The following is a 24,080-nucleotide window of genomic DNA, read 5'->3' as shown; positions in this document are numbered from 1 at the left end:
GCCCTTTATTGAGACTAATTCGCGTTATCATTCCCCATCATCAAAAGACTCGGGGAATCGCCGCGGCCCGGCGGCGATGCATGCTCATGCTGCGCAAATTCGGAGTTCTGCTGCACCGCTGGATAGGCCTCAGCGTGGCGGTTTTCCTGTTCATCGCCGGCCTGACCGGCGCCTTCATCTCGTGGGACCACGAGCTGGACGCCTGGCTCAACCCGCATTTGTACGAACCGGCCACCCAGGGCGACCCCCTGCCGGTCGAGACCTTGATCGCCAGGCTGGAGGCCCAGGATCCGCGCGTCATGGTCACCTTCAGTCCGCTGGAGGTCGAACCCGGCCATGCCTTGCTGGTATCGGTCACGGGCCGCATCGATCCCTCCACCGGCAAGGCCTACGACCTCGGCTTCAACCAGGTCGCGCTCGACCCGGTCACCGGCCAGATCCAGGGCAAGCGCGAGTGGGGCGCGATCTCCCTCAGCCGCGAGAACCTGCTGCCCTTCCTGTACAAGCTGCACTACACCATGCATCTGCCCAACGTGAACGGCGTCGAGCTCGGCATGTGGTTCATGGGGTTCGTCAGCATCGCATGGTTCCTCGATTGCTTCATCGCCCTGTACCTGTCGTTTCCGTCCTGGCGCACCTGGCGCAAGTCCTTTGCGTTCCGGCTGCGCAAGGGGGGCTATGCGCTCAATTTCGACCTGCACCGTTCGGGCGGCGTCTGGCTGTGGGGCCTGCTGTTGCTGCTGGCGGTCACCTCGATCTCGCTGAACCTGAACACCGAGGTGGTGCGGCCCGTGGTCAACATGATCTCGCCATTGACGCCGACGCCGTTCGAGACGCGGCCCATGCGGCCGCTCGACGAGCCCATCATGCCCGCCCTGCAGCGCACGCAGATCGTCGAGCTGGCCAGGGCCGAGGCCCGGCGCCTGGACATCGCCGAGCCGGCCGGGGGCGTGTTCTATGGGGCCTTGCAGGGCATCTACGGCGTCGGCTTCTACGAGCCGGGCAACGACCACGGCGATGGCGGCCTGGGCAACACCTGGCTGTATTTCGACGAAAAGGACGGCAAGCCGCTGGGCGCCCACATCCCGGGCACCGGCAGCGCGGGCGACATCTTCATGCAGGCGCAGTTCCCGCTCCACTCGGGCCGCATCCTCGGCATCCCGGGCCGCATCCTGGTGTCGCTGCTCGGCCTGACCGTGGCCATGCTGAGCGTGACCGGGGTGGTCATCTGGGCCAGGAAACGCAAGGGCCGCACGGCATCTGCCAAAAACGCGCCGGCGGGCGTGCGCCTGGGCACGGACCGCGCGCCGGCGGTGCAATAGCTATCGATTCGCCTGGTCTTTCCTGGCGAGGGACGGAAACGGCCGGTGCGTGGACCGGCCGGACACGCCCGGAAAGGCGATGGACAGCGCGAGCGCGTCCAGGGCCGTATTGCAGCCGAGAACCAGCGTGGCGTTGAGCGTATCCAGCAACCGCATCATGCGGCCGCGCATGGCTTCGAAAGGCGCGATGCCGTCCGCTCGCTCGAGGTCGTCCAGGCTCATGGGCAGGGTCGGGTAGCTGCCGATGCTGTTGCCATGGCCCACGAACAGCTCCACGCGCTCGAAACTCGGCCGGGCGCCCACCACGATGCGCCGGTTCACGCCGGGCCAGCGGGCGACACAGGCGATCGAGGCCGCGACCAGCGAAAACACGTCCTCCCCATACCCCCGCACGAGCAGCGGATGGCCAGGCAGGTCCGCGTCCACGTGCCGGACGTACCCCCCGGGTGAGATGCGATGCGCGTCCACCGCCGCTTGGGCGAGCAAACCCAGATCGCAAAGCGGGCCTGCCACGTGCGGCTCGGCCAACTCGCCAATTCGGTCGTTCATGGAATTCGATGCGCCAGGACGGAACTACGTCGCACCGAGTCTACGTATAAGCCGCGAAACGATTCGCAAACAATGCACAACGAACGCGATGGCGGGGTGCCGTGGCGCTTCGATGCCGGCCGCCTGCTCAGGCGGCCGGCCTTCCGGACCGAAGACCCGGGGGAATACGCCCTAGTAGGCGCTGGCCCGCGTCAGCAGGTCCAGGGCCTCCTGCCCCAGCGCGAGATGCGCCGCGGCCTCGAGCGAATCGAGTTGCGCCTCGGACGTCGCGCTGGCGATGGGAGCCGTCACCGCCGGCTGGTGCAACAGCCAGGCCAGGGCCACCGCGGCGGGCGTGGACCGGTATTGCGCCGCCACCTCGTCCAGCGCCGCCAGGATACGCAGGCCACGCTCGTTCAGGTATGAGGCGACGCGGCCGCCGCGGGCCTTGCCTTCGAGGTCGGCCGCCGTGCGGTACTTGCCGCTCAGGAAACCGCTGGCCAGGGCGTAGTAGTTGATGACCGCGATCCGGTTCTTCAGCGCCACCGGCGCCAGTTCGGTCTCGAACGCCTGGCGTTCGACCAGGTTGTACTCGGGCTGCAGGGTGGCATAGGCGGCCAGGCCGTTGGCCTGGCTCACGTCCAGGGCTTGCTGGAAGCGGGCCGCGGTGTAGTTGGATGCGCCGATGGCGCGGACCTTGCCGGCCCGCACCAGCTTGTCGAACGCCGCCAGGCTTTCTTCGAGCGGCGTATCGGCGTCGTCGTCATGGGCCTGGTAGAGGTCGATGTAGTCGGTCTGCAAGCGGCGCAGCGAACCCTCCACCGCCTTTTCGATATAGGCCGCCGACAACCCGCCCGGGTTGCCCAGCGCGGGCTTGCCCACCTTGGTGGCGAGGATCACGCTGTTGCGCTTGCCGGTGCGCTTGAACCAGTTGCCGATAATGGTTTCCGACTCGCCGCCCTGGTTGCCGGGCACCCAGCGCGAATAGGCGTCCGCGGTGTCGATGAAATTCATGCCGCGGCCGGCCAGCGCGTCGAGGATGCGGAACGAGGCCGCCTCGTCGAGCGTCCAACCGAAGACGTTGCCGCCGAAGGTGATGGGAAATACTTGCAGGCCGGTGGTGCCGAGCGCGCGATGAGTCATGGCTGCCTCGAACGGAGTGGGACGGAACCGGAAATAGTAGGGGATTCCGCTTGCCCGGCCAAATGCGCAAAGCGCATGGACCGGGCCCGTTAACGTTGCTCAGCCCTGCGCCTGCCCGGCCGTGCGCTCCTTGATCGCCTGGTGACGCCGCTCCATTTCCTGCCGCAGCTCGCGCCGCAGTTGCGCGGCCTCGAAGCGCTGGCGCTCTTCCTCGGTCTGCGGCTCCAGCGGCGGCACCGGCACGGGCACGCCGGCGTCGTCCACGGCCACCATCGTGAAATAACAGCTGTTGGCGTGGCGCACCGTCTTGCTGCGGATGTCCTCGGTCACCACCTTGATGCCGATCTCCATGGAGGTCCTGCCGGTGTAGTTGACCGAGGCGTAGAAGGTGACCAGCTCGCCGACGTGGATGGGCTGGCGGAACACGACCTGGTCCACCGACAGCGTGACCACGTAGCGGCCCGCATAGCGGCTGGCACAGGCATAGGCGACCTGGTCGAGGTACTTGAGGATCGTGCCGCCATGGACGTTGCCCGAGAAGTTGGCCATGTCGGGCGTCATCAGGATCGTCATGGAGAGCTTGTGCTGGGAATCGTTCATGGCGAACCTTCGCTGCGGGGATACTGGCGCCATTGTAGCCACCGGCCGCCGCGGCAGGCCGGGCGGCGTTAACATGCGGGAAAGAAGCGGTCACGCCCGCTTTCCCACTTCCCAGGACATGCCATGCCGAGCCGAACCATCGCCCTCCTGCATCCCGGCGCCATGGGCGCAGCCCTAGGCGCCTGCCTCGTATCGCGCGGGCATCGCGTACTTTGGAGTTCCGCCGGCCGCAGCGCCGCCACCGCGCGGCGGGCGCAGGCCGCCGGCCTGGAAGACGCGGAAAACATGGCGGCCGCGCTGCGGGACGCGGACATCGCCATTTCGGTCTGTCCGCCTCACAACGCGCTCGAACTGGCGCGCGCCGTGGCCGAAAACCGGTACGCGGGCGTCTTCGTCGATGCCAACGCCGTCTCGCCCGCCACGGTCCGCCAGATCGAGGAAGCGGTGCGGGCCGGCGGCGCGGACTTTGTCGATGGCGGCATCATCGGCCAGCCGCCGCGCAAACCGGGCAGCACACGGCTGTACCTCGCCGGCGGCAAGGCGGCCGAGACCGCGGCCCTGTTCGCCGGCAGCGCGCTGGAAGCCATCGCCCTGGACGGCCCGGCTGGCAGCGCATCGGCGCTGAAGATCTGCTATGCCGCCTGGAGCAAAGGCGCCACCGCCCTGCTCGGCGGCATCCGGGCCCTGGCCCGGCACGAAGGCGTGGAGGCGGCGCTGCTTGCCGAATGGCAGTTGTCGAGCCCGCAGACGCCCGCGCGCTCGGAAGAGGTCGCGCAAAAGGCGGAAAAGGCCTGGCGCTGGGTGGGGGAAATGGAAGAGATCGCCGCCACGTTCCACGCCGCCGGCCTGCCTTCGGGCTTTCACCTGGCGGCGGCGGACATCTACCGGCGGCTCGACGTCTACAAGGATGCGGCCCAGCCTCCCGCCGTGGACGAGGCGCTGGACCGGCTGCGGCGCTGAGCCTATCCGGCCGTGGCGCCTGATCCTCGTCAGGCAGCCTCCGGCAGTCGCGGGGCGGGCAGGTCCAGGCCCAGGTGATGGCGAAAGGTCGGCCCTTCGTAATCGAGGCGGAACAGGCCGCGCCGCTGCAGCACCGGCACCACCAGTTCCGCGAACGCCTCCACCGCGCCCGGCACGTAGGCCGGGAAGATGTTGAAACCATCCGCCGCCCTGGCATCGAACCACGACTGGATGAAATCGGCGACCTCTTCCGGATTGCCCACGACGACGGCGCCCATCGCGCCGGCGGTATCGATGAGGTCGCGGTAGGTGATGCGGCGCGCACCGCCCTCGAGCGTCCGGCGCGTGCGGCGCGCGGTTTCATCGATCAATTGCCGTCCCGCATCGGATACGCGCGCATACAGCCCCGGCGCGACCGCCTCGCCGTAGCCGTTGCCGCGCACGTCCACGCCCAGGACGTCGGACAATGCGCCGAGGTTGCGGCGGCGGCCGCGGCCCAGCCCGCCCTTGCGGACCTCGCCCACCGCGTCCTCCGGATCGAGGGGCAGGAAGGCATTGAGGCGATCGTAGATGGCGACCGCCTCTTCGGTCGTGGCCGCCACGATGGGCGTGAGGCCGGGCAGGATGGCGATCTCGTGCTCGCCGCGCCCGTGGCGGCGGGCGCGTGCCTTGATGTCCGCGTAATAGGCCTGCGCGGACGGCAGGTCCGGCTGGCCGGCGAAGATGACGTCGGCTTCGCGGGCGCCGAGTTCGCGCGATCGGTCCGAGGTACCGGCATGCAGGATGACCGCGTGCCGCTGCGGCAGGCGCGGGACGTCGAGCGGACCTTCAATGCGGAAATGCGCACCCTCGTGCCGCAGCGGCAGGCCGGCCGGGTGCACCTCCGAGGGAGCGCCGTCCCACAGCGCCTTGACCACGCTTACGAATTCGTCGGCCCAGTCGTAGCGCTTCTGGGTCTCCCAATGCTCGGTGCGGCTGAAGTTGGCCGCGGCGATGTCGTCCGCGCCCGTCACGATATTCCACGAGGCGCGTCCGCCGCTGACGTGGTCGAGCGAACCGATCAGCCGCGCCACGGTGTAGGGGTCGTAATAGGTCGGATTGGCCGTGACCACGATACCGATGCGCGAAGTGGCCGCCGCCAGGCTGGCGGCGGCGGTAAAGGGCTCCAGGCGGGACATCTGCGAAGGATTGGTGCGCTGCAGCCTGGGATCGGTGGCCAGCCGGTCCCCCAGGAACAGGAAATCGAACCTGGCGCGTTCCGCGATCTGCGTCACGTGCTGCAGGAACTCGATGTCGAAGGCGGCATCCTCTTTCGAACCTGGCAGCCGCCACCCGGCGGCGTGGGTGCCGGTGGCCCAGAACATCAGGCCCAGGTGCAGGCGGCGGTTTGTCGTGCTCATGTCGTTTGTCCGGAAAGGGTTGGCGCAGCGGCATGGCGGTTGGCCGGGCGCGCCAGGCCCAGGCGCTCGCGCAGGGTGGCGCCCACGCCGGGCGCCGGCCCGATGGCGCCGCGGCGCGCCAGTTCGGGCAGCACGGCCTCGGCGAAACGCGGCCACTGGCCGGCCACGGGCGCCGGCAGCACCGCATAGCCATCCGCGACGCCTTGTTCGACCCACCCATGGAGGCGATCCGCGACCTCCCCGGCCGTCCCCGCCGCCACGATGCCGGCGGGCAAAAGGGGCGCCCATCGCGCGTGCAGGTCGGCCGCCTCGGACGGGCTCGTCCCTACCAGGGGCACCACCCGGGCCAGCACGGCGAGGGCATCGGCATCCCGTCCGCCGTCGGCGGCCCCCAAGCGCAGGGCTGCGCGAGCCGATCGCGCGCCAGCCTCGTCCGGCTCGGCCACGATGACGACGTCGGCCTCGGTTGCCGCCCATTCCCGGGTCGCGGCGGAACGCTCGACGTGCACGAGCGGCAATTGCCCCTGCGGCGGACGCGCCACGTTCAGGGGTCCCTGGACCTGGAAGTGCTCGCCGCGATGGGCGATGGCGTGGATCTTGGTCCCGTCGACGAAACGGCCGGTTTCCTTGTCGCGGATGAAGGCGTCGTCTTCCCAGCTGTCCCAGAGGCTGCGCACGATATGCAGGAATTCTTCGGCATGGCGCTGCCCGTCCTCGGGGGCCGCGCGATGACGCACGCCGAAATTGGCCGCCGCCGACCGCGCCGGATCGAGCGTCAGGTTGAGCGCCGCGCGGCCGTGCGTAATGTGGTCCAGCGACGCGGTCAGGCGCGCCAGGTTGAACGGTTCGTAGTAGGCGGCATCGGCCGTGACGGCGAGGCCCAGGTGCCGGGTGCGGGTCGCTACGAACGACGCCGCGGTGAAAGGGTCGAGGCGTGCGGCCGGCACCGGGCCTCCGGCCTTCGGTTCGTCGTCGAACAGCAGGAAGTCGAAACCGGCGCGTTCGACCTCGAGCGCGAGGCGCGTGAGCCGTGCGGCAAGATCACCGGCGGGCTCGGCCGCGCGATGCAGATAGGCGAGCCGCATGCCGGAGCGGGGCGCAGGCAACGTGGAGGAGTCGATGGATGCGGACATGGCGGGAAACGGTGGCGGGTCAACCCGCCGCCGCCAGGGCGCGCAGGGGCGCCCTGGCTGGCGACGCGTCGTGGTCGATGGCATGCAGGGCGTCGTAGATCGCGGCTTCCAGCTTCAGGAGCGCAAGATCGCCGCGACGACGCGGCCGGGGCGCGCCCACGCGGAAGGTCTCGAACACCTCTCCGGGCCGCGGCGAGAGCAGCACGATGCGGTCGGCGAGGAACACCGCCTCCCCCACGTCGTGCGTGACGAACACCACCGTACGGCGATGGGCCTGCCAGATCCGGATCAGGTCCTCCTGCAGCTTGATGCGCGTGATGTGGTCCACGGCGCCGAACGGCTCGTCCATCAGCAGCACGCCGGGCTCGTTGGCCAAAGCTCGCGCGATGCCCGCGCGTTGCCGCATGCCTCCCGACAACTGGTGCGGATACTTGTCGCCGAAGCCGGCCAGGCCGACCAATTCCAGGTACGCATCCGCCGTCTGCCTGCGCCAGGCCTTGTCCCGCCCCCGGATTTCCAGGCCCAGCTGGACATTGCGCGCAACGGTGCGCCAGGGCAGCAGCGAAGCATCCTGGAACACCACGCCTACCGAGGGGAACGGGCCGGCGATGGGACGGCCGTCGAACAGCGCCTGGCCGCTGGTGGGGCGCTGCAAGCCGGCCAGGATCTCCAGCAGCGTGCTCTTGCCGCAGCCGCTGGGGCCGAGCAGGACGACGAACTCCCCTTCGCCGACCTCGAGATCGATATCGCGCAATGCATGCACCGGCTGCGCGCCGCCGTAGACCTGGTTGAGCTTCCTGATCGAGAAAATGGACACGGCCGGGACTCCCTTGGTCAGCCTTTCAGCGCCGCCGATTGATTGGGATAGACGAATGGCTTGACGTATTCCCTGGGCAGGAAGCGCAGGTCGATGTACTTGCCCGCGTCGTAGAGGACCTTCTGGTTCTGCTGCGCGATCTCCACCCGCTGGGTGGCCTCGATCGCGGCCGGGTCGACGTCGGGATTGTTGTCCCAGATGTCGTCCTCCTGCTTGAGCGCCAGCTCCACCGCCCGCGGATTGAGCTTGAGCCGGGCCTGCAGCCAGGGCAGGTATTCCGGATAGTGGGCCTTGGCGTAGGCGTAGGACTTGAAATACGCCCGCAGTCCGCGCCGCAGCAGGTCGGGATCGGCCGCAATGAGCCGGTCCCCGGCGATGAGCACGCCGGTGTGATAGGTGGGCAGGTAGTCCCAGCCCCGCGCGAGCGTGCGGCTGGTCTTCTCGAGCTCGCCCAGGGCGGCGAAGGGCTGATGGATGATGGTGGCGTCGACCTGGCCCGAGATCAACGTGCCGTAGGCCTGTTGGGTCGAACCGTTGGCGAAGAGGGTCACGTCGCGGCGCGGATCGAGCCCGTTGCGCACGAGTATGGTCCGCAGCACGGTGTCGAGGTTGGACCCCGCCTGCGCATTGCCCACCGTCTTGCCCTTGAGGCCGGCGATGGCCGGTATGCCGGGGCGCGCGATCAGGAAATACGGTCCCTTGCTGCGAAAGCCCGACGACACGATCTTGATCGGCGCGCCCAGCGCCGCCGCGCGCAGGTAGACGCTGGTCGGCCCGAACGCGAACGACAGCTCGCCAGTGGCGACGCCGGTCACGGCATCTTGCGCGTCGACGAACTCGACCTCCAGGCCTTCTTCCCTGAAGAACCCCTTCTCGACCCCGAAGACGATGGGTTGCTGGGTATAGCTGTTGGTGGCGGCGAGCTTGAGCTTCCTGGAAGCGCCGGCCCCCTGGGCGAACGGAATGCCGGGTACGGAGGCCGCCGCGGCCAGCGCGGCGATGCGCGACAGCGCGTCGCGTCGATTGGAGTTCATGAGAGGACCTGTGGACGGACGAAAAAATGGGCGCGGACGGTGCGTCAGACATGCTTCCACCTGAGCAGGACGCGTTTTTCCAGCTGCTCGACGACGAAGATGATGAGCAAGGCGAAGACGGTGATGGTGGCCACCAGCGCGAACACGGCGGCGGTATCGTAGACACCCGTCGCCCGGTTCAGCAGGTTGCCGATGCCGGCCTTGGACGCCACGATTTCGGCAAGCAGCGCGGCCACGACGCACATCACGGCCTCGACGCGCACCGCCGCCATGATGGCCGGAATGGCCGAGGGCAGCACGATCTTGAAGATGCGCTGCGCCGGCGTGGCGCCCAGCACCCTGGCCACCTTCAGGTGGTTCTCCTGCACCTGCCGGATCCCGGCGATGGTGTTGAACACGAAGATGAAGTAGCCGAACAGGACGACGATGAAGACCTTGTGGGCATAGCCTATGCCCAGGTAGAGCGTGAGCAGCGGAATGATGGCGACCTTGGGTATGGCCATCAGCGCCACCAGGAAGGGATTGAGGAAGCGATGCACCGCCGGCAGCAGTCCCATCACGACACCCGTCGCGATGCCGGCGACGAATGCGATGGCCAGGCCCAGGAGCGCCTCGGACAGCGTGGTCAGCAAATGGCGGACCAGGCCCTCTTCGACGACCAGCCGCGGAAAGGCCTCGAGCACCTGGGTGGGCGACGCCAGGTAGATGGGCTTGACCGTGCCGCTGTCGACCAGGAACTGCACGTAGAAGAGGATGGCGGCAAGCAGGGCGACCTGTCCCGACACGATCAGGACGGCCGCGGGAATGCGGCGTGCGCGCGCGGGACCGCCCGCCTCGATGGCAGGCACCGCGCGCACGGCATGCAGACGGGACGGAACGCTGGACATGGGATAGACGATGTGATGCACAGGAGGATCACTCTATGTCGCCCGCCCGCGGCCACGAAGGAATTTGTCCGCATATCGATCCTCGCACCGGGCGCATATGCAATGCCGCAAATCGCATTTCCCCCGGACACCGCCGGTTGGTAGATTGCGGCCTTTCGGCAAGCGCCGCATACGGAACGACTCATGCGCACCATCGATCTGGGATCCACCGGGCTGCGGGTATCGCGGCTGGCATTCGGCGCCTCCAGCTACGGATCCAGGGACTGGATGCCCTGGGCCTTGTCGGAAGACGACGCCCAGCCCCACTACCGGGCGGCCTTCGAGCACGGCTTCAATTTCTTCGACACGGCCGAGTCCTATTCCAGCGGCCTGTCGGAAGAGATACTGGGGCGCGCCGTCAAGCGCTACGGCCCGGGCCGCGACAAGGTCGTCATTGCCACCAAGGTGGGCCTGGCCAAGGGCGACGAGACCAGCCACGGCCTGTCGCGCAAGCGCATACGCCACGCCATCGAGGGCAGCCTCAGGCGGCTGGGTACCGACTACGTGGACCTCTACCAGATACACCGGCTCGACCCGCGCACGCCGCTGGAAGAAGTCATGCTTGCGCTGGATGACGCGGTGCGCGCCGGCAAGGTGCTCTACGTCGGCGCGAGCAGCATGCACGCATGGCAGTTCGCAACCCTGCAGCAGCTTGCCGAGCGCAATGGGCTGGCGCGGTTCTCGACCATGCAGAACAAGTACAACCTGCTGTATCGCGAGGAGGAACGCGAAACGCTGCCGCTATGCCTGCACCAGGGCGTGGCCGTGCTGCCCTATAGCCCGCTCGCGCGCGGGCTGCTGGCGGGCAGCCGGCGGCAGGACACCGAACGCTCGCGCGTCGTCCGCGACTTCGTCCGTCCGGAGGACGAGAGGGTCGTGGACCGGGTGATCCAGGTCGCCGACGAGCGGGGCGTCAAGCCGGCGCAGATCGCGCTGGCCTGGCTGCTGCACAACCCCGCGGTCACCGCGCCCATCGTGGGCGCCACACGCGTCGGCCACCTGGATGACGCCGTGGCCGCGCTGGACATCGTGCTGACGGCGGAAGAACTCGATCGCCTGGAAGCGCCCTATGTGCCGCAACAGGTGCAGCTCGACCGCAACGTCGCGCCCGCTCCCGGCCAGACCGCGTCTCCCGACCTGCTGCCGCTGTTCCGCCGGCGATCGGGAATCACGCCGGCACGCGCAGCCTGACGAGCAGTCCGCCGCCTTCGCGCAGGGCCGCTTCGACGCTTCCGCCGTGCCTATGCATGGCCGCGGCGGCAATCGCCAGCCCGAGGCCCGCCCCGCCGCTCTCCCGGTCGCGGGCGTCGCCCGAACGGAAGAAGGGCTCGAACAGGTGGGGCAGCGCGTCGGCCGGCACGCCCGGGCCGCGGTCGGCGACTTCCATGGCATAGGCGCCGCCGTCGTCGCGCAGGGTGACGCTGACCTCGCCGCCGCGCGGCGAGAAGCGCAAGGCGTTGCGCAGCACGTTGTCGAAGGCGCTGGCCAGGGCGCCGCGTTCGGCTTGCACCACGGCGCCTTCGATGCCCGCCACCTTGACGGCCACCTCCTTGGCCTGCGCCTCGAACCTCGCGTTGTCGACCACCTCCCGCACCAGGTCGTCCAGCCGGACGGGCTCCCGCGCCTGGATAGGCTTGCCGCGCAAGCGGGCTACCTGGAGGATCTGGCCGATCATGGCATCCAGGCGTTCGCATTCGCGCTCGATGCGATCCAGCTGCGTGGGCAGCCGCGGGCCGCCGCGCCGCGCCAGGTCGAGCGCCACGCGCAGCCGCGCAAGCGGCGAGCGCAGTTCGTGCGAAACGTCGCGCAGCAGCCGCTCCTTGGTGGCCACCAGTTCGTGGATGCGGCTGGCCATGGCGTCGAAGTCGCGGGCCAGCACGCCCAGTTCGTCGCGCCGGCGCCCCAGCGGCTTGCCGGCGCGCACCCCGAGATCCCCCGAGGCCAGGCGCCGCACGCCGTCGCGCAACTGGCCGACCGGGCCGCTGATGGTGCGCGCCAGCAGCCAGCAGATCGGCGCGCTGACGGCGAAACAGAACAGGAGAAGCAGCCACCACACGTGGGGCTGGTCGAGCACGTCGAGCTCCGAGAGGGCAAAGGGGTCGAACAGCAGATCGAACCTGCGGCCGTCCTCCAGCGTCAGCCGGCGGATGTTCCACCAGGACGGCTGATACTCGGGCGGCGTGGCCTCGGGCGGCGGCACCGGCGTGCCGCCGACGGGAGCCAGGCCCAGCGAGGCGCGCCAGTGGTTGCGCGCCCGGTAGGAACGCAGGCGATCGGCCGTCAGCACGGACAAGGTCTGGCCGGCGATGTCGCGGTCGTCCGCGTCGACGATATAGGCGCCCAGGGCCGGATGACGCGCATGCAGCGCGGCCAGCCACTCGCGCAGCGAGGGGATCCCGCCGGACAGCGCAGCCTGTCTGGCCTCCCGCGCGAGCTGGTCGGGATTGACCTCGTACAGCGACTTCACGCGGTACGACTGCACCGAACCCATGATCGCCATGCCCCCCGTCAGGATCAGGCCCATGGCGATCCAGAACGACAGGAAGATGCGCAGGAACAGCGATTTCACGCGCCGCCCGCCAGCAGCATGTATCCCAGATTGCGCAGCCCGCGTATTTCGGGCGCCGCGCCCGGCCCCGTACACTCGCGCAGCTTGCGCCGCAGGTTGCTGACGTGGGTGTCCAGGCTGCGATCGTAGGCCTCGAGCTGCCGGCCGAGGGCGGCTTCGGTCAGGTGCTCGCGAGTGACGGGGGTGCCGGCGTGGCGCACGAGGATCTCGAGCACCCGCAGTTCCGCCGAAGTCAGCGCCAGCGCCTCGTCGCCCATGTAGGCGCGCTGCGACCGGGGCAGGATCCGCAGCCGGCCGATGGCGATGCCCGGGTCGGCCTGCGGCGGCTGGGGCGGGGCCGGCGGCTGCGGCAGGGTGCGGCGCATGACGGCGCGCATGCGGGCAAGCAGCTCGGCCGGGCTGAAAGGCTTGCACACGTAGTCGTCGGCGCCGGATTCCAGGCCCTCGATGCGGTCCTCCTGCGTGGTGCGGGCAGTCATCATGATGACGGGAATGCTGGAAATCCGGCGCACCTGCCTGAGCACGTCGAACCCCGACAGCCGCGGCAGCATGACATCGAGCAGCAGGAGGTCGAAGCGGCGCCGGCTCACCATCTCGGCCGCGGCCGCGCCGTCCTGGGCGACGTGCAGTTCGAATGGCTCGCCGGCGAAGAACTCCGCCAGCATCTGCGTCAGCTCGGCGTCGTCGTCGGCCAGCAGCACCGTGGCCTGCCCGGCTGCCGCCGGCGCCACGGCCATGCCGGCCGCCTCATGTCGTGCATACCGCACACTCATGCCCTTCTTGTCCAAAGATAACTAAAGAAACGTCAAGAAATCCAAAGATCCAAACCTTGACGCGAGGAATCGGTCGAGCGGCCATTATAGTCAATAGAAATCATTCTCATTTGTTTGTCGACGTGTCCGATCCGGTCAGCCCGGACCCGGCCCTTCATTCCTCAGAGCCACCCATGTTCCAAGCCCCCTCCCGGCCGCCAGCGGCGGCACGCAGCACTCCCTTTGCGCGCTCCATCCTCCGCACCGCCCTGCTCGCGGGCTTTGCCGCTCAGGCCGCCGCCCAGGACGCCACCGCGCCGACCCAGTCGCTGGATACGGTGGTGGTCACCGCCTCGGGCTTCGAACAGGACATCAAGCAGGCGCCGGCCTCGATCAGCGTCGTGACCCGCGAGGAACTGGAACAAGGCGCCTTCCGCGACCTGACCGACGCCCTGCGGACCATCGAAGGGGTGAGCATCACCGGCGCGGCGGCTCAGGCGGGCGGCGGCGGCCAGGATATCAGCATCCGCGGCATGCCCGGCGCCTATACGCTGATCCTGGTCGACGGCAAGCGCCAGAACACGCGCGAGGCGCGCACCAACGGCAATGCCGGATACGAGCAGGGATGGATTCCGCCGCTGGAAGCGATCGAGCGCATCGAGGTCATCCGCGGTCCGATGTCGTCGCTGTACGGTTCCGATGCGATGGGCGGGGTGATCAACATCATCACCCGCAAGGTCGCCACCCGCTGGGGCGGCTCGGCCAAGATCGAGGGAACGCTGCAAGAGCGCTCCTCCGCCGGCAACTCCGTCGGCACCAACTTCTACCTCAGCGGCCCGATCAAGGAAGACATGCTGGGGCTGGCCATCTACGGCGGCTACTTCAACCGCTCCGAAGACGAGATCGTCAACGGCTTCAACAAGGCCAGGAACTACAACCTGAACGGCCGACTCTCGCTGACGCCCAACCGCAACCACGATTTCGTGCTGGACTTCGGCCGCAGCCGACAGGACAGCATCTACCACCGCGGGGTGTCGGTCACCGACGCCACCGCCTCGACCCGCAGCATGAACGAGCGCGAAAACATCTCGCTCACCCACACCGGCCGCTGGGGCGACTGGGGCACGTCGACCGTCAGCCTCTATCAGGAAAGAGCCTTCCGCCGCAACTTCAACCTCGAGACCAATGCCGTGCCGGCCGACCCGAACGTGCTGCGCAACACGGTGCTCGACGGCAAGTGGACGCTGCCCGTCAAGAACCATCTCGTCACGATGGGCGGGCAGTATCGCAAGGAGGCATTCACCGCCACCAACTACGTCGGGCGCGAGTGCATACGGACCAACCCGTCCGATCCCTATTACGGCTGCTTCGTGCCCGGCACGAACGATCCTTATCCCGGCATGCCGAACAACGGGTCCTCGTGGCGCACCGTGACCGATTCCAGCGCCAAGCTGTCGACCGTCATGAAGGCGGTCTTCATCGAGGACGAATGGAGCGTGACCGACAAGCTCGCCCTGACCGGCGGGCTGCGCCTGGACGACCACGAGGTCTTCGGCCGCGAGTGGACGCCGCGCGCCTACGCGGTCTACCACGTGAACGACAACTGGACGGTGAAGGGCGGCGTCTCCAAGGGCTACAAGGCCCCCTCGGCGCGCGACATCCTGCCAGGCTACGCGCTCTCGTCGGGCGGCGGCAACGGCGGCGGCTCCATCGTCATCCGCTCCAATCCCGACCTGCAGCCCGAGACCAGCATCAACCAGGAAATCGGCCTGCACTACGGCGACGGCGGCCGGCTGTCGGGCGGCGTGACCCTGTTCAACAACGACTTCAAGAACAAGATCACCGAAGTCACCCTGCCCGGAGTGGAGGATCCGAATTATCCCGGCGCCACCATCCGCTCGCGGGTGAACGTGGGCAAGGCCGTGATGCGGGGCGTGGAAGGCAACCTGAAATGGGCGCTGACCGATACGGTCACGGTACGCGGCACCTACACCTACATCCGTTCCAAGATCACCGATGATCCCGTCAATGGCCAGACCGGCCTGCAGCTGGCCGGCACGCCCAAGCAGATCTTCAGCGGCACGGTGGAATGGAAGCCGACCCAGGCCGCGACCGGCTGGGCGCGCGTCTGGGCCTACGACAAGCAGATGAAGCTCAACCGCACCAGCGCCGTGCCGACCATGTCGCCCGGCTACGTGCAGGTAGACCTGGGCGGTTCGTACCGGGTGAACAAGACGGTCACCCTGCATGCGGCCATCTACAACCTGGGCGACAAGCGCCTGGACTACGACGTGGCCAACCTGTACCTCGACGGCCGGCGCCTGTGGGTGGCGATGAATGTCCAGTTCTGACCGCAACCCGGCGACGGCACGCTACCGGGCGTCGATCGCACTGCGCGGTGCCGTGGCCATCGCGGGCGGGTACGCGCTCGCGGTCGCCGTCGGCAAGCTGGCGGCGCTTGCGCTGCCGCTGCCCCGGGTCGACGCGGTGCTGGCGGCAACCATGCTGGCCTTCGTCGTGTACGCGTGGGTCGCCCTCTGGGCGTTCCGCTGCGCAAGCCTCGCCAGGCTGTCCGGCGTGGTAGCCGGTTTCTACGGCGCCTGCCTGCTGCTGACCCACGGGCTGGACTGGGGCGCGCGATGAGGGCGGATGGCAGGCCGGAGGGCCTGCGCCAATCGATGGCGTGGGCGCACACCTGGTCGGGACTCGTGCTGGGCTGGCTGCTGTACGCGGTGTTTCTTACCGGCACCCTCAGCTTCTTCCTCGACGAGATCAACCAGTGGATGCGGCCGGAACTGCACCGGTCCGCTCCCCACGCGGACACGGCCCGTGTCGCGGTCGACGCCATCGAGCGCCTGGCGCCCGATGCCGCGACGTGGACCCTGGCACTGCCTGGAGCGCGCCATTCCGAGGTGCAGGCGTCTTGGCGCGAACCGGGCGCCGCCGCCGGCCGGGCGGGCACCCGGCGCGCCTATCTGGACGCCGGCAGCGGAGAAGTGATCGAGGCGCGCGAAACGCGCGGCGGCAACTTCCTGTACCGCTTCCATTTCGAGCTCTACGGCATGGACCGCATCTGGGCGCGATGGATCGTGGGGCTGGCGACCATGTTCATGTTCGCCGCCCTCATCAGCGGCGTCATCACCCACAAGAAGATCTTCGCCGATTTCTTCACCTTCCGCCGCGACAAGGGGCAGCGGACCTGGCTCGACGCGCACAACGCCACCGCCGTGTTCGCCCTGCCCTTTCACCTCGTCATCACGTTCAGCGGACTCCTGCTGCTCATGGGCACCCTGATGCCCGGGCCGCGCGAAGCCTTGTACGGAAGCGAAGGAGGCGGCCGGTTCGTATCGGAGCTGCGCGGCGGCGCGGCGGGCGGGCAAAGCACCGGGCGGCCGGCCGAGCGCGACGCCGGCGCACCGCAGCGGGTGGAGGCGGACGTGGCCACCCTGCTGGCCCGGGCTTCCGAGCAATGGGCAGGCGCCGAGGCGGGCGCCATCGTCATGACGCGCACGGCCGGCGGCCGGCCCGTCCTGGAGATCCGCGAAAAAGGCGGCGCGAGCCTGGCCGACCGCGGCACGCCGCGCCGCTTGCGCTTCGACGGCGTGGACGGCCGCGCGCTCGAAGCCCCCGCCACCGCGGCACCCTCGGCCGTGCGGGCCACCTACAACGTCATGGCGAGCCTGCACCTGGGCCGGTTCGCCGGTCCGGCCATGCGCTGGATCCTGTTCCTGTCCGGCGTGCTGGGCACGCTGATGGTCGCCACGGGCCTCATGCTGTGGGTGTCCAAGCGCCTGCCCGAGCGCGCGCGGCTCGGCCGCACGCCGGCCGGACATCGCCTGGTAGAGGTCCTGAACGTCGCCGCCATCGCCGGGCTGGCCGTGGCGACGGCGGCCTACTTCTTCTGCAACCGGCTGCTGCCCGCCGGCATGGCGGGCCGGGCCGACTGGGAGATACGCGGCTTCTTCATCGTCTGGGCGCTGGCGCTGGCCCATGCGCTGGTCCGGCCCCACGCGCGGGCCTGGCAGGAACAGCTGGGCGCGGCGGCGGCCTTGTTCGCGGCGATCCCGCTGCTGAACGCCTGGACCGGCGGCCACGGCCTGGCCACGAGCATCCCCGCCGGGCAGTGGGCCATCGCGGGCTTCGACCTGGCCGCCGTGCTGGCCGGGGTACTGCTGGCCTGGGCCGCCGCGCGCATCGGCCGTCCCGCGCCTGCCCGGAAAAACCGTCTTCCCGCGCGTGCGCCCTCCGCGCCGGGCGGGAACGAGGCCGCGTCATGAATCTCTTCTCGACGGCGGCCCTGGCCTATGCCGCCATGACTTGCCTGGCCATGGCCAGCGAAAGATACCGTCATGGCGCACACGGCCCGGCCGCGCCGGCACTGGCCTGGCTGCGCGGCGCGGGCTGGGCCCTGCTGGCCATCGCGGCGCTGCCGGCGGCGGCCGGATGGGGCGTCTCGGTCGGCCTCGCGCTATGGATCGCGGTGACAGGGTTCGCGGCCTTCTGTTGCACCCTGCTCATCAGCTTCCGCCCTTCCTGGGTTCCCCACGGCGGCCTGCTCAGCCTGGCGGCGGGCCTCGCCGGGCTGGCGCTGGGCTGAGGGCTCAGGCCTTGAACCAGCCCAGACACGCCGCCGGCAACAGCGAGCCGCCTACCCACATGGCACCGTGGCGATAGAGCGCCGAGGTGCGATAACCCGCCCCCGGCCTGATCGCCCAGAGCTGGCCCGACGCATCGCTCCACAGAAGATCCGCATCGACGCGGCTCAAGGTTGCCAGGGCCTCGGGCGCGGTGGTGCCCGGCGTGAACAGGACCACGACCGCGTTCGTGCCGGGCGGCGGACGCAGCGACCACGGCAAGGCGATGGCCACGGCGGCGAGCAGCGCCGCCAAGCCGGCCCGTCCGCCGCCCCGCTTGCCGCCTCCACGCCGCCGCAGCCCCCAGCCGGCAGCCGCGATGCCCAGGCCGAACACCACGAACCACGCCAAGTCCCACAACAGCGGATTCGCCGCGTCCATCCGTATGCGGTGTATGCCCAGCAGCCAATGGGACAGCACCGCGTCCAGCACGTGCCAAGCGCCGAACCCGATCAATACATACGCCCACAGCAGCCGGCCCGCGCCCGGCTGCCCATACTGAGCGCGCGTGCGCCACAACGCCCACAGTCCCGCCAGCGCCACCACGTACATCGCCAGGTGGAACAGGCCGTCCGCCATGACTTGCACCCGCAGGTCGCGCCATGGCCCGCCCTCGAGCCCGCTGAGCAAGTGATGCCATTGCAGGATCTGGTGCAGGAGGATGCCGTCGAAGAATCCGCCCAACGCAAAACCCAGCAGATAACCCGACCAGCGGAACAGCCTGGAGGGAACCCATACCACTTCGGCCAGGGACGCGCTTTTCATGATCGATCGCTCCATTCTCCTGAGATCCATGCCAGGGCCCGGGGCACGCGTCTTGCTGCGCAGCGGCCTTTCCGGAGGCCTATCCCATGAAACCCGACAAGCCAGACACCGCCCCCAAGCCCGCCACCGTCATACGGGAACGCCCCGCCGACCCGAACTGGCTCGGCGTGGGCTCCGAAGGCAAGCCGCGCGAGAAGGTCGAGCCCCCATCCGGGTCGGAGCCCGCGGACGTCGGCAGGAAAATGCCCGGCGAGATACCGCCGGCGGCGGATCCGCCGCGGCGCAAGGGGCGCGATCCCGACCTGGCCTGAAGCCAGTCGCCCCGGCTTGCGCGAAACGATGGCGGGCGGCCTGCCGCCGCGATCAGACGCCGGCCCAGGCACTGGCGCCCGGTATTTCAATCCTCCCCTTCTTTTTCAACACGCTCGAGCCATTCCCGCCGGCGCTCCACGCCCTCCGTGCCGCCGGCAGTCATGCCTTCACCCAGCGTGTTGCCGCTGCCAGCCGCGGGGGCGTGCCGTTCTTCCGAATCGCCTTCGCGCTTGGCGTTACCCTCGGCGCCGTCGCTGCGCACCTCCACGTCGGCGCCCTGCTGGCCGCGCTGCGCGGGCGTGAAATCATCGGAACCGGGCAGCGTCCCGGTTCGCGCTTCCTGGCTGGCTTGCGCCGTTCCCCGGTCGAACTCCGTCGTGGCTCCCGGCGCACCGGGAGGATGGTCCATGTCGGGACGCGGGGCGTCCTCGGAAGAAACGTGGCGCGGGCGCGGCGCGCCGGCATTCGGATCGGGCGGTTGCTTCATGATCGGCTCCTGCAATAGGGCCGGTACCGGCAGCAGCTTTCGTACCCGGACCCCGGCGATGCACGGTGCGCCCGGCCCGCGCTCGGTCCGGCGAGATCGCATCGCACGCGGTGACGGGCCGCTCCTGGCTCATCTGTAGCAAAATAAGCCCCCATACGGCCTTGCGCCGCCCCCTCTCGAATTACCGGATTTCCCCATGCCCGTCATCACCTGCATCGAAGACCTGCGCCAGCTCGCCAGGAAGCGCGTGCCCCGCGCCTTCTACGACTACGCCGACAGCGGCTCTTATACCGAGTGCACCTACCGCGCCAACACCGACGACCTGGCCGCCATCAAGCTGCGCCAGCGCGTCGCGGTCAACGTCGACAACCGCTCGACCAAGAGCACGCTGCTGGGGCAGGAAGTGAGCATGCCCGTGGCCATTGCGCCCACCGGCCTGGCGGGCATGCAATGGGCCGATGGCGAAGTCCTCGGGGCCCAGGCGGCGGAGCAGTTCGGCATTCCCTTTACCCTGTCCACGATGAGCATCTGCTCCATCGAGGACGTGGCGGCGGCCACTACCAAGCCGTTCTGGTTCCAGCTGTACGTGATGCGCGACCGCGAGTTCATCGCGTCGCTGATCCAGCGCGCCAAGGCCGCCAAGTGCTCGGCGCTGGTCCTGACCCTGGACCTGCAGATCCTCGGCCAGCGCCACAAGGACCTGAAGAACGGCATGACCGTGCCGCTGCGGCCGACCGTGGGCAACCTGCTGGACCTGGCGAGCAAGCCCGCCTGGGCGCTGCGCATGCTCGGCTCCAGGCGCAAGACCTTCGGCAACCTGGCGGGCTACGTCAAGGATGCCGACGGCATCAACAGCCTCGCCCGCTGGACCGCCCGGCAGTTCGACCCGACCCTGTCGTGGAAGGACGTCGAGTGGATCAAGCAGCAATGGGGCGGCAAGCTCATCATGAAAGGCATCCTTGATCCCGAGGACGCCCGCATCGCCGCGTCCTGCGGCGCGGACGCCATCGTGGTGAGCAACCACGGCGGACGCCAGCTCGACGGCGCGCTCTCGTCCATCGCCGCCCTGCCCGCCATCGTCGAGGCCGTGGGCGACAAGACCGAAGTGCTGTTCGACGGCGGCGTGCGCAGCGGCCAGGATGTGCTCAAGGCGCTGGCCCTGGGCGCGCGCGGCGCGATGATAGGACGCGCCTTCCTGTACGGGCTGGGCGCCATGGGACGCCCCGGCGTCGATGCCGCGCTGGGCATCATCCAGCGCGAACTCGACGTCAGCATGGCCCTCACCGGCACGCGGACCATCGAGGAGATCGGTCCGCACGTCCTGGTGCGCCACTGAGGCCGCGCCGGGAGGGCGCGCAAAAAAAGCGGCCGCCCGGCAACCGGCTACAGCACCGGCGCGAACATTCGCGCCACGTGCATCACGACGCGCGGCAGCAAGGGGATGCGCGCCCACTCGTCGGGCTTCACTTCCACCGCATGGGCGAAGTCGGCCAGCAGCATCGCCTCCACGTCGGCGGCAAAGGCCGGGCTGACCGTCAGCACGGTCAATTCGAAATTGAGCCGGAAGGAACGGTTGTCCAGGTTGGCGCTGCCCACGGCCGCCGTATCGTCGTCGACCAGCACCACCTTCTGATGCAGGAATCCGGGCTGGTAGCGATAGATTTTCACGCCGGCGCGCACCGCCTCGTAGGTGTGGAACAGGGAAGCCTGGTAGACCGTGAAATGATCGGGACGGCAGGGCACCAGCACCCGCACGTCCACGCCGCGCAGCACCGCCAGCCGCAATGCCGACTGCACGGCCGAATCGGGCACGAAGTACGGCGACGCCAGCCAGATGCGCCGCTGCGCCGCCTGGATGGCCTGCACCATGAACAGCGAGCCGGTTTCCTGGTGATCGGCGGGACCGCTGGGCACGGCCAGGCACATCATGTCGCCGGGTGTGGTCTCGGGCATGTGCAGGTCGGGCAGCTCCTGGGTGACCCAGTACCAGTCTTCGCTGAAGGTGCGCTGGACCTGCGCGACGACGGGTCCCGAAAGCCGGATGTGCGTGTCCCGCCATGGCGACAGCCTGGGGTTCTCGCCCAGGTACTCCACGCCGACATTGTGGCCGCCGACGAATGCCGTCTGCCCGTCGACCACGACGATCTTGCGGTGATTGCGGAAGTTGAGCTGGAACCGGTTGCTGAAGCGCCGTATCGCGAAGGCATGGATCTGGACGCCGCCGGCCCGCAGGGACTCGACGTAGCGCCGCGCGAGGGCGTGGCTGCCGATGCCGTCGTAGAGGAAATAGACCTTGACGCCGGCCGCCGCGCGTTCCAGCAGGCGGCGATGCAGTTCGCGGCCCAGCGGGTCGTCGCGGACCACGAAGAACTGCACCAGCACGTAGCGCTCGGCGCGGCCGATGGCGGCGAAGATCGCGTCGAACGTCGCTGCGCCGTTGCGCAGCAGGCTGACCTCGTTGCCCGCCAGGAACCGGCGGCCGACCAGGCGATCCAGCGCCACGAAACGGCGCAGCGCAGGCTCGGCCGCCGCGTCGCGGCGCGCGTTCACGGTAAGCTGGGACTGGTTGACCTCGGCTTCCGTGCGGGCCCGCGCCCGCGCACTGTTGAACCGGTGTTCGTCCACATAGCCCGCAAAGCGGCTGCGGCCCAGGAACAGATAGGGGATGAGCGTCAGGTACGGAATCGAAACGAGCGCCACCGCCCAGGCCACCGCGCCCTGCGAGGTGCGGGTGTTCATGACGGCATGGCATGCGGCGATGATGCCCAGCACGTGGATGGCTGCGACTTCCAGGCCGATCGACAGCAGACTTTCCGCCATGGGTGGCTGATCTCCGTTGTTCCCCCGGCCGTATCTTATAGCGTCGGCGGGCCGGGGCGGCGGGCGGTCAGTCGTCGCTGCGCGGGTCCAGGCCGGGGAACAGGACTTCGGTGAAGCCGAACTTGGAGAAATCCTCGATGCGCGAAGGATACAGGCGCCCGATGAGATGGTCGCATTCGTGCTGGACGACGCGCGCATGGAAGCCTTCGGCGACGCGGTCGATGGGCGCGCCCGAGGGGTCGACGCCGGTATAGCGGATCGAGACATGGCGCGGCACGGACCCGCGCAGTCCCGGCACCGACAGGCAGCCCTCCCATCCTTCTTCCCGCTCTTCGGACAACGGCGTGATGACCGGGTTGACGAGGATCGTGCGCGGCACGGCCGGCGCGTCGGGATAGCGCTCGCTGTGGTCGAAGCCGAAGATCACCACTTGCAGGTCCACGCCTATCTGGGGCGCGGCCAATCCCACGCCCCCGGCCGCTTCCATGGTGTCGAACATGTCGCGAATGAGCGACTCGAGCTCCGGCGTGCCTACCCGTTCGACAGGCTTGGCGATACGCAGCAGCCGTTCATCGCCCATCCTGAGGATTTCGCGGATCATGCCAGCTTCTGCTTCAACACGCCCTGCGCCGAGGGCCGGCCGCTGACGCGCTCGTACCACTGGGCCAGCGCCGGCGTCTCGGGGCGTTCGACCGGCATCAGGAACCAGCGGTCCACCGCGCAGCCGACGGCGATGTCTCCCATGGTGAAGCGATCGCCGGCCACGTACTGCCGGCCGTCCGCCATCACGCCCTCGAGCACGCCCAGCAGGCGATTGGTGCGGGCGATGGAGTCGGCGATGGCTTGCGGATTGCGCTGCGCTTCGGTCTGCCGGATCAGGCCCCAGAAGGCCGGCGTCAAGGCCGGCCCGAACTCGGTGGCCTGCCAGTCGAGCCAGCGGTCGCTCAGCCCGCGCTCGCGCGGATCGGTGGGCCACAGCGTCCCGGCGCCGTAGGTCGCGGCCAGGTAGCGGACGATGGAGTTCGATTCCCAGAGGATGTAGCCGTCGTCGTCCAGCGTGGGGATCTTGCTGTTGGGATTCATCGCCACGTATTCCGGCTTATCCAGGCCGCCGTATGGGCCGCCCACGTCGATGCGCTCGAATTTCAACCCCAGTTCCTGGGCGGTCCACACCGCCTTGGCTACGTTGATGGAAGTCAGGCGGCCCCAGATCGTCATCATGGTGAATGCTCCGTGTAGGTGTGCAATGAATCGTGTGTACCGGCCGGCGCGAAGCCTCAGGGAGATCGGCCCGCGCCGGACTGCAACGCTGCTTGCGCCACGGCATCCAGGACGCCCGGCAGCTCGGACAGGACCGGCAACGCCGTGAGCCGGACCCCGGGATGCGCCGCCTCGGCCTGCGCCAGCAGCCGCGGCAGGTCGCGCGTCACGTGGCCGCCCGCCGCCCAGAATACCGGCAGGACGGCAATGTCGGTCGCACCCCGGGCCACGAGCCGGGCCACCGCCGTCTCCAGCGTGGGGGGCATGAGTTCGAGAAAGGCGGTCTCGACCGCCGCGCCGGGATCGCGCGCGCCCACCGCCTGCGCCAGGCGCTCCAGCGGCCGCGCCCATTGCGGATCCCGCGAGCCATGGGCGAACAGCACGATGCCGCGCGAGCTCACTGGACTACCCTCCTGTCGCTGCGCGACATCCTCCCCAAGGGAGGGAGCGCGCCCTTCGGGCGGCCGGGCGGGCGCGCTCACTGGACTACCCTCCTGTCGCTGCGCGACATCCTCCCCAGGGGAGGGAGCGCGCCCTTCGGGCGGCCGGGCGGGCGCGCTCACTGGACTACCCTCCTGTCGCTGCGCGACATCCTCCCCAGGGGAGGGAGCGCGCCCT

The 24,080-nt window shown here is 69.1% G+C and carries 25 protein-coding genes; 9 read left to right on the top strand and 16 right to left on the bottom strand.

The features are described 5' to 3' along the window. Positions 1 to 89: 89 nt before the first annotated feature. The gene (locus CDO44_RS24395) at positions 90 to 1,322 is read left to right on the top strand and encodes a PepSY domain-containing protein (protein ID WP_087783109.1); all 1,233 of its coding nucleotides are present in this window, start codon (positions 90 to 92) and stop codon (positions 1,320 to 1,322) included. Here the strand turns inward: CDO44_RS24395 and CDO44_RS24390 are convergent, their stop codons facing one another. The 3 genes from CDO44_RS24390 to CDO44_RS24380 all read right to left on the bottom strand — a co-directional run bounded on the left by CDO44_RS24390 (position 1,323) and on the right by CDO44_RS24380 (position 3,593). Next, positions 1,323 to 1,871, bottom strand: coding sequence for a hypothetical protein (locus tag CDO44_RS24390; RefSeq protein WP_087782824.1), 549 nt, complete (start codon positions 1,869 to 1,871; stop codon positions 1,323 to 1,325). It lies immediately after the preceding gene. 171 nt (positions 1,872 to 2,042) lie between these two features. Then, complete coding sequence (locus tag CDO44_RS24385; protein WP_087782823.1) at positions 2,043 to 2,993, bottom strand: aldo/keto reductase; 951 nt, start codon at positions 2,991 to 2,993, stop codon at positions 2,043 to 2,045. Between the two features lie 99 nt (positions 2,994 to 3,092). Continuing rightward, the gene (locus CDO44_RS24380) at positions 3,093 to 3,593 is read right to left on the bottom strand and encodes an acyl-CoA thioesterase (protein WP_087782822.1); all 501 of its coding nucleotides are present in this window, start codon (positions 3,591 to 3,593) and stop codon (positions 3,093 to 3,095) included. Positions 3,594 to 3,716: 123 nt separating this feature from the next. On the opposite strand from CDO44_RS24380, the gene CDO44_RS24375 reads away from it, so the two are divergent. Next, on the top strand, positions 3,717 to 4,553 hold the full coding sequence (locus CDO44_RS24375; RefSeq protein ID WP_087782821.1) for an NAD(P)-dependent oxidoreductase: 837 nt from the start codon (positions 3,717 to 3,719) through the stop codon (positions 4,551 to 4,553). A 29-nt stretch (positions 4,554 to 4,582) separates the two neighbouring features. Here CDO44_RS24375 and CDO44_RS24370 read toward each other — a convergent pair whose 3' ends face one another. Genes CDO44_RS24370 through CDO44_RS24350 form a run of 5 tightly spaced genes read right to left on the bottom strand, consistent with a single transcriptional unit; the run spans position 4,583 to position 9,845 of the window. Next, positions 4,583 to 5,953 carry an NtaA/DmoA family FMN-dependent monooxygenase gene (locus CDO44_RS24370; RefSeq protein ID WP_087782820.1) on the bottom strand — a complete coding sequence of 457 codons (1,371 nt, stop codon included), beginning with the start codon at positions 5,951 to 5,953 and terminating at the stop codon, positions 4,583 to 4,585. Then, the gene (locus tag CDO44_RS24365) at positions 5,950 to 7,086 is read right to left on the bottom strand and encodes an LLM class flavin-dependent oxidoreductase (protein WP_158213424.1); all 1,137 of its coding nucleotides are present in this window, start codon (positions 7,084 to 7,086) and stop codon (positions 5,950 to 5,952) included. Before CDO44_RS24365 ends, CDO44_RS24370 begins: the two co-directional genes overlap by 4 nt. Positions 7,087 to 7,105: 19 nt before the next feature. Beyond that, positions 7,106 to 7,903: an ABC transporter ATP-binding protein gene (locus CDO44_RS24360; RefSeq protein ID WP_087782818.1), complete on the bottom strand. Its 798-nt coding sequence runs from the start codon at positions 7,901 to 7,903 to the stop codon at positions 7,106 to 7,108. Positions 7,904 to 7,920: 17 nt separating this feature from the next. Next, positions 7,921 to 8,937, bottom strand: coding sequence for an ABC transporter substrate-binding protein (locus CDO44_RS24355; protein WP_087782817.1), 1,017 nt, complete (start codon positions 8,935 to 8,937; stop codon positions 7,921 to 7,923). Positions 8,938 to 8,981: 44 nt separating this feature from the next. Further along, positions 8,982 to 9,845 carry an ABC transporter permease gene (locus CDO44_RS24350; protein ID WP_198951437.1) on the bottom strand — a complete coding sequence of 288 codons (864 nt, stop codon included), beginning with the start codon at positions 9,843 to 9,845 and terminating at the stop codon, positions 8,982 to 8,984. Positions 9,846 to 10,007: 162 nt separating this feature from the next. Here CDO44_RS24350 and CDO44_RS24345 point away from each other — a divergent pair, with 162 nt between their 5' ends. Beyond that, the gene (locus CDO44_RS24345; RefSeq protein ID WP_087782816.1) at positions 10,008 to 11,054 is read left to right on the top strand and encodes an aldo/keto reductase; all 1,047 of its coding nucleotides are present in this window, start codon (positions 10,008 to 10,010) and stop codon (positions 11,052 to 11,054) included. On the opposite strand, the gene CDO44_RS24340 is transcribed toward CDO44_RS24345, so the two are convergent. Both CDO44_RS24340 and CDO44_RS24335 read right to left on the bottom strand, forming a co-directional pair. After that, entirely contained in the window at positions 11,032 to 12,432 is a 1,401-nt protein-coding gene (locus CDO44_RS24340) for an ATP-binding protein (protein ID WP_087782815.1), read from the bottom strand. The genes CDO44_RS24345 and CDO44_RS24340 overlap by 23 nt on opposite strands. Next, entirely contained in the window at positions 12,429 to 13,205 is a 777-nt protein-coding gene (locus CDO44_RS24335) for a response regulator transcription factor (RefSeq protein WP_198951436.1), read from the bottom strand. Before CDO44_RS24335 ends, CDO44_RS24340 begins: the two co-directional genes overlap by 4 nt. A gap of 173 nt (positions 13,206 to 13,378) precedes the next feature. On the opposite strand from CDO44_RS24335, the gene CDO44_RS24330 reads away from it, so the two are divergent. The 4 genes from CDO44_RS24330 to CDO44_RS24315 are packed head-to-tail and all read left to right on the top strand — an operon-like array spanning position 13,379 to position 17,781. Further along, a complete protein-coding gene (locus CDO44_RS24330; RefSeq protein ID WP_158213423.1) occupies positions 13,379 to 15,535 on the top strand; it encodes a TonB-dependent receptor domain-containing protein in 2,157 nt (718 codons plus the stop codon). Next, positions 15,522 to 15,827: an iron transporter gene (locus CDO44_RS24325; RefSeq protein WP_087782813.1), complete on the top strand. Its 306-nt coding sequence runs from the start codon at positions 15,522 to 15,524 to the stop codon at positions 15,825 to 15,827. The genes CDO44_RS24330 and CDO44_RS24325 overlap by 14 nt, the downstream gene beginning before the upstream one ends. Positions 15,828 to 15,862: 35 nt before the next feature. Further along, positions 15,863 to 17,461 carry a PepSY domain-containing protein gene (locus CDO44_RS24320; protein WP_233146329.1) on the top strand — a complete coding sequence of 533 codons (1,599 nt, stop codon included), beginning with the start codon at positions 15,863 to 15,865 and terminating at the stop codon, positions 17,459 to 17,461. Further along, positions 17,458 to 17,781 carry a DUF3325 family protein gene (locus CDO44_RS24315; RefSeq protein ID WP_087782811.1) on the top strand — a complete coding sequence of 108 codons (324 nt, stop codon included), beginning with the start codon at positions 17,458 to 17,460 and terminating at the stop codon, positions 17,779 to 17,781. The genes CDO44_RS24320 and CDO44_RS24315 overlap by 4 nt, the downstream gene beginning before the upstream one ends. Positions 17,782 to 17,785: 4 nt before the next feature. Here the strand turns inward: CDO44_RS24315 and CDO44_RS24310 are convergent, their stop codons facing one another. After that, a complete protein-coding gene (locus tag CDO44_RS24310; protein ID WP_087783106.1) occupies positions 17,786 to 18,583 on the bottom strand; it encodes a DUF2243 domain-containing protein in 798 nt (265 codons plus the stop codon). A gap of 86 nt (positions 18,584 to 18,669) precedes the next feature. Here CDO44_RS24310 and CDO44_RS24305 point away from each other — a divergent pair, with 86 nt between their 5' ends. Continuing rightward, positions 18,670 to 18,894 (top strand): hypothetical protein, encoded by a 225-nt coding sequence (locus tag CDO44_RS24305; RefSeq protein WP_087782810.1) that lies wholly within the window; start codon positions 18,670 to 18,672, stop codon positions 18,892 to 18,894. A gap of 86 nt (positions 18,895 to 18,980) precedes the next feature. Here CDO44_RS24305 and CDO44_RS24300 read toward each other — a convergent pair whose 3' ends face one another. Next, on the bottom strand, positions 18,981 to 19,382 hold the full coding sequence (locus CDO44_RS24300) for a hypothetical protein (RefSeq protein WP_087782809.1): 402 nt from the start codon (positions 19,380 to 19,382) through the stop codon (positions 18,981 to 18,983). 196 nt (positions 19,383 to 19,578) lie between these two features. Between CDO44_RS24300 and CDO44_RS24295 the strand changes: the two genes are divergently transcribed. Continuing rightward, positions 19,579 to 20,718, top strand: a complete 1,140-nt coding sequence (locus CDO44_RS24295) for an alpha-hydroxy acid oxidase (RefSeq protein WP_087782808.1) — start codon at positions 19,579 to 19,581, stop codon at positions 20,716 to 20,718. 47 nt (positions 20,719 to 20,765) lie between these two features. Here CDO44_RS24295 and cls read toward each other — a convergent pair whose 3' ends face one another. The 4 genes from cls to CDO44_RS24275 form a co-directional block, all read right to left on the bottom strand. Then, complete coding sequence (gene cls, locus CDO44_RS24290) at positions 20,766 to 22,202, bottom strand: cardiolipin synthase (protein ID WP_087782807.1); 1,437 nt, start codon at positions 22,200 to 22,202, stop codon at positions 20,766 to 20,768. Positions 22,203 to 22,269: 67 nt separating this feature from the next. After that, positions 22,270 to 22,803 carry a peptide deformylase gene (gene def, locus CDO44_RS24285; protein WP_087782806.1) on the bottom strand — a complete coding sequence of 178 codons (534 nt, stop codon included), beginning with the start codon at positions 22,801 to 22,803 and terminating at the stop codon, positions 22,270 to 22,272. Continuing rightward, positions 22,800 to 23,423, bottom strand: a complete 624-nt coding sequence (locus tag CDO44_RS24280; RefSeq protein ID WP_087782805.1) for a glutathione S-transferase family protein — start codon at positions 23,421 to 23,423, stop codon at positions 22,800 to 22,802. Before CDO44_RS24280 ends, def begins: the two co-directional genes overlap by 4 nt. 56 nt (positions 23,424 to 23,479) lie before the next feature. Next, positions 23,480 to 23,863, bottom strand: coding sequence for a sirohydrochlorin chelatase (locus CDO44_RS24275; RefSeq protein ID WP_087782804.1), 384 nt, complete (start codon positions 23,861 to 23,863; stop codon positions 23,480 to 23,482). Positions 23,864 to 24,080 lie beyond the last annotated feature (217 nt).

Origin of the sequence: Pigmentiphaga sp. NML080357 (assembly GCF_002188465.1) — a bacterium.
Classification (GTDB): Bacteria; Pseudomonadota; Gammaproteobacteria; order Burkholderiales; family Burkholderiaceae_B; genus Pigmentiphaga.
This window is presented reverse-complemented; position numbering and strand designations above follow the sequence as displayed.

What these genes read in the sequence shown, in the direction of transcription:
- CDO44_RS24295 (WP_087782808.1), top strand. Translation starts at nt 19,579, where the DNA reads ATGCCCGTCATCACCTGCATCGAAGACCTGCGCCAGCTCGCCAGGAAG.
- CDO44_RS24330 (WP_158213423.1), top strand. Translation starts at nt 13,379, where the DNA reads ATGTTCCAAGCCCCCTCCCGGCCGCCAGCGGCGGCACGCAGCACTCCC.
- CDO44_RS24300 (WP_087782809.1), bottom strand. Translation starts at nt 19,382, where the DNA reads ATGAAGCAACCGCCCGATCCGAATGCCGGCGCGCCGCGCCCGCGCCAC.
- CDO44_RS24380 (WP_087782822.1), bottom strand. Translation starts at nt 3,593, where the DNA reads ATGAACGATTCCCAGCACAAGCTCTCCATGACGATCCTGATGACGCCC.
- CDO44_RS24375 (WP_087782821.1), top strand. Translation starts at nt 3,717, where the DNA reads ATGCCGAGCCGAACCATCGCCCTCCTGCATCCCGGCGCCATGGGCGCA.
- CDO44_RS24310 (WP_087783106.1), bottom strand. Translation starts at nt 18,583, where the DNA reads ATGAAAAGCGCGTCCCTGGCCGAAGTGGTATGGGTTCCCTCCAGGCTG.
- cls (WP_087782807.1), bottom strand. Translation starts at nt 22,202, where the DNA reads ATGGCGGAAAGTCTGCTGTCGATCGGCCTGGAAGTCGCAGCCATCCAC.
- CDO44_RS24355 (WP_087782817.1), bottom strand. Translation starts at nt 8,937, where the DNA reads ATGAACTCCAATCGACGCGACGCGCTGTCGCGCATCGCCGCGCTGGCC.
- CDO44_RS24345 (WP_087782816.1), top strand. Translation starts at nt 10,008, where the DNA reads ATGCGCACCATCGATCTGGGATCCACCGGGCTGCGGGTATCGCGGCTG.
- CDO44_RS24385 (WP_087782823.1), bottom strand. Translation starts at nt 2,993, where the DNA reads ATGACTCATCGCGCGCTCGGCACCACCGGCCTGCAAGTATTTCCCATC.
- CDO44_RS24370 (WP_087782820.1), bottom strand. Translation starts at nt 5,953, where the DNA reads ATGAGCACGACAAACCGCCGCCTGCACCTGGGCCTGATGTTCTGGGCC.
- CDO44_RS24335 (WP_198951436.1), bottom strand. Translation starts at nt 13,205, where the DNA reads ATGAGTGTGCGGTATGCACGACATGAGGCGGCCGGCATGGCCGTGGCG.
- CDO44_RS24390 (WP_087782824.1), bottom strand. Translation starts at nt 1,871, where the DNA reads ATGAACGACCGAATTGGCGAGTTGGCCGAGCCGCACGTGGCAGGCCCG.
- def (WP_087782806.1), bottom strand. Translation starts at nt 22,803, where the DNA reads ATGATCCGCGAAATCCTCAGGATGGGCGATGAACGGCTGCTGCGTATC.
- CDO44_RS24365 (WP_158213424.1), bottom strand. Translation starts at nt 7,086, where the DNA reads ATGTCCGCATCCATCGACTCCTCCACGTTGCCTGCGCCCCGCTCCGGC.
- CDO44_RS24280 (WP_087782805.1), bottom strand. Translation starts at nt 23,423, where the DNA reads ATGATGACGATCTGGGGCCGCCTGACTTCCATCAACGTAGCCAAGGCG.
- CDO44_RS24305 (WP_087782810.1), top strand. Translation starts at nt 18,670, where the DNA reads ATGAAACCCGACAAGCCAGACACCGCCCCCAAGCCCGCCACCGTCATA.
- CDO44_RS24325 (WP_087782813.1), top strand. Translation starts at nt 15,522, where the DNA reads ATGTCCAGTTCTGACCGCAACCCGGCGACGGCACGCTACCGGGCGTCG.
- CDO44_RS24320 (WP_233146329.1), top strand. Translation starts at nt 15,863, where the DNA reads ATGGCGTGGGCGCACACCTGGTCGGGACTCGTGCTGGGCTGGCTGCTG.
- CDO44_RS24315 (WP_087782811.1), top strand. Translation starts at nt 17,458, where the DNA reads ATGAATCTCTTCTCGACGGCGGCCCTGGCCTATGCCGCCATGACTTGC.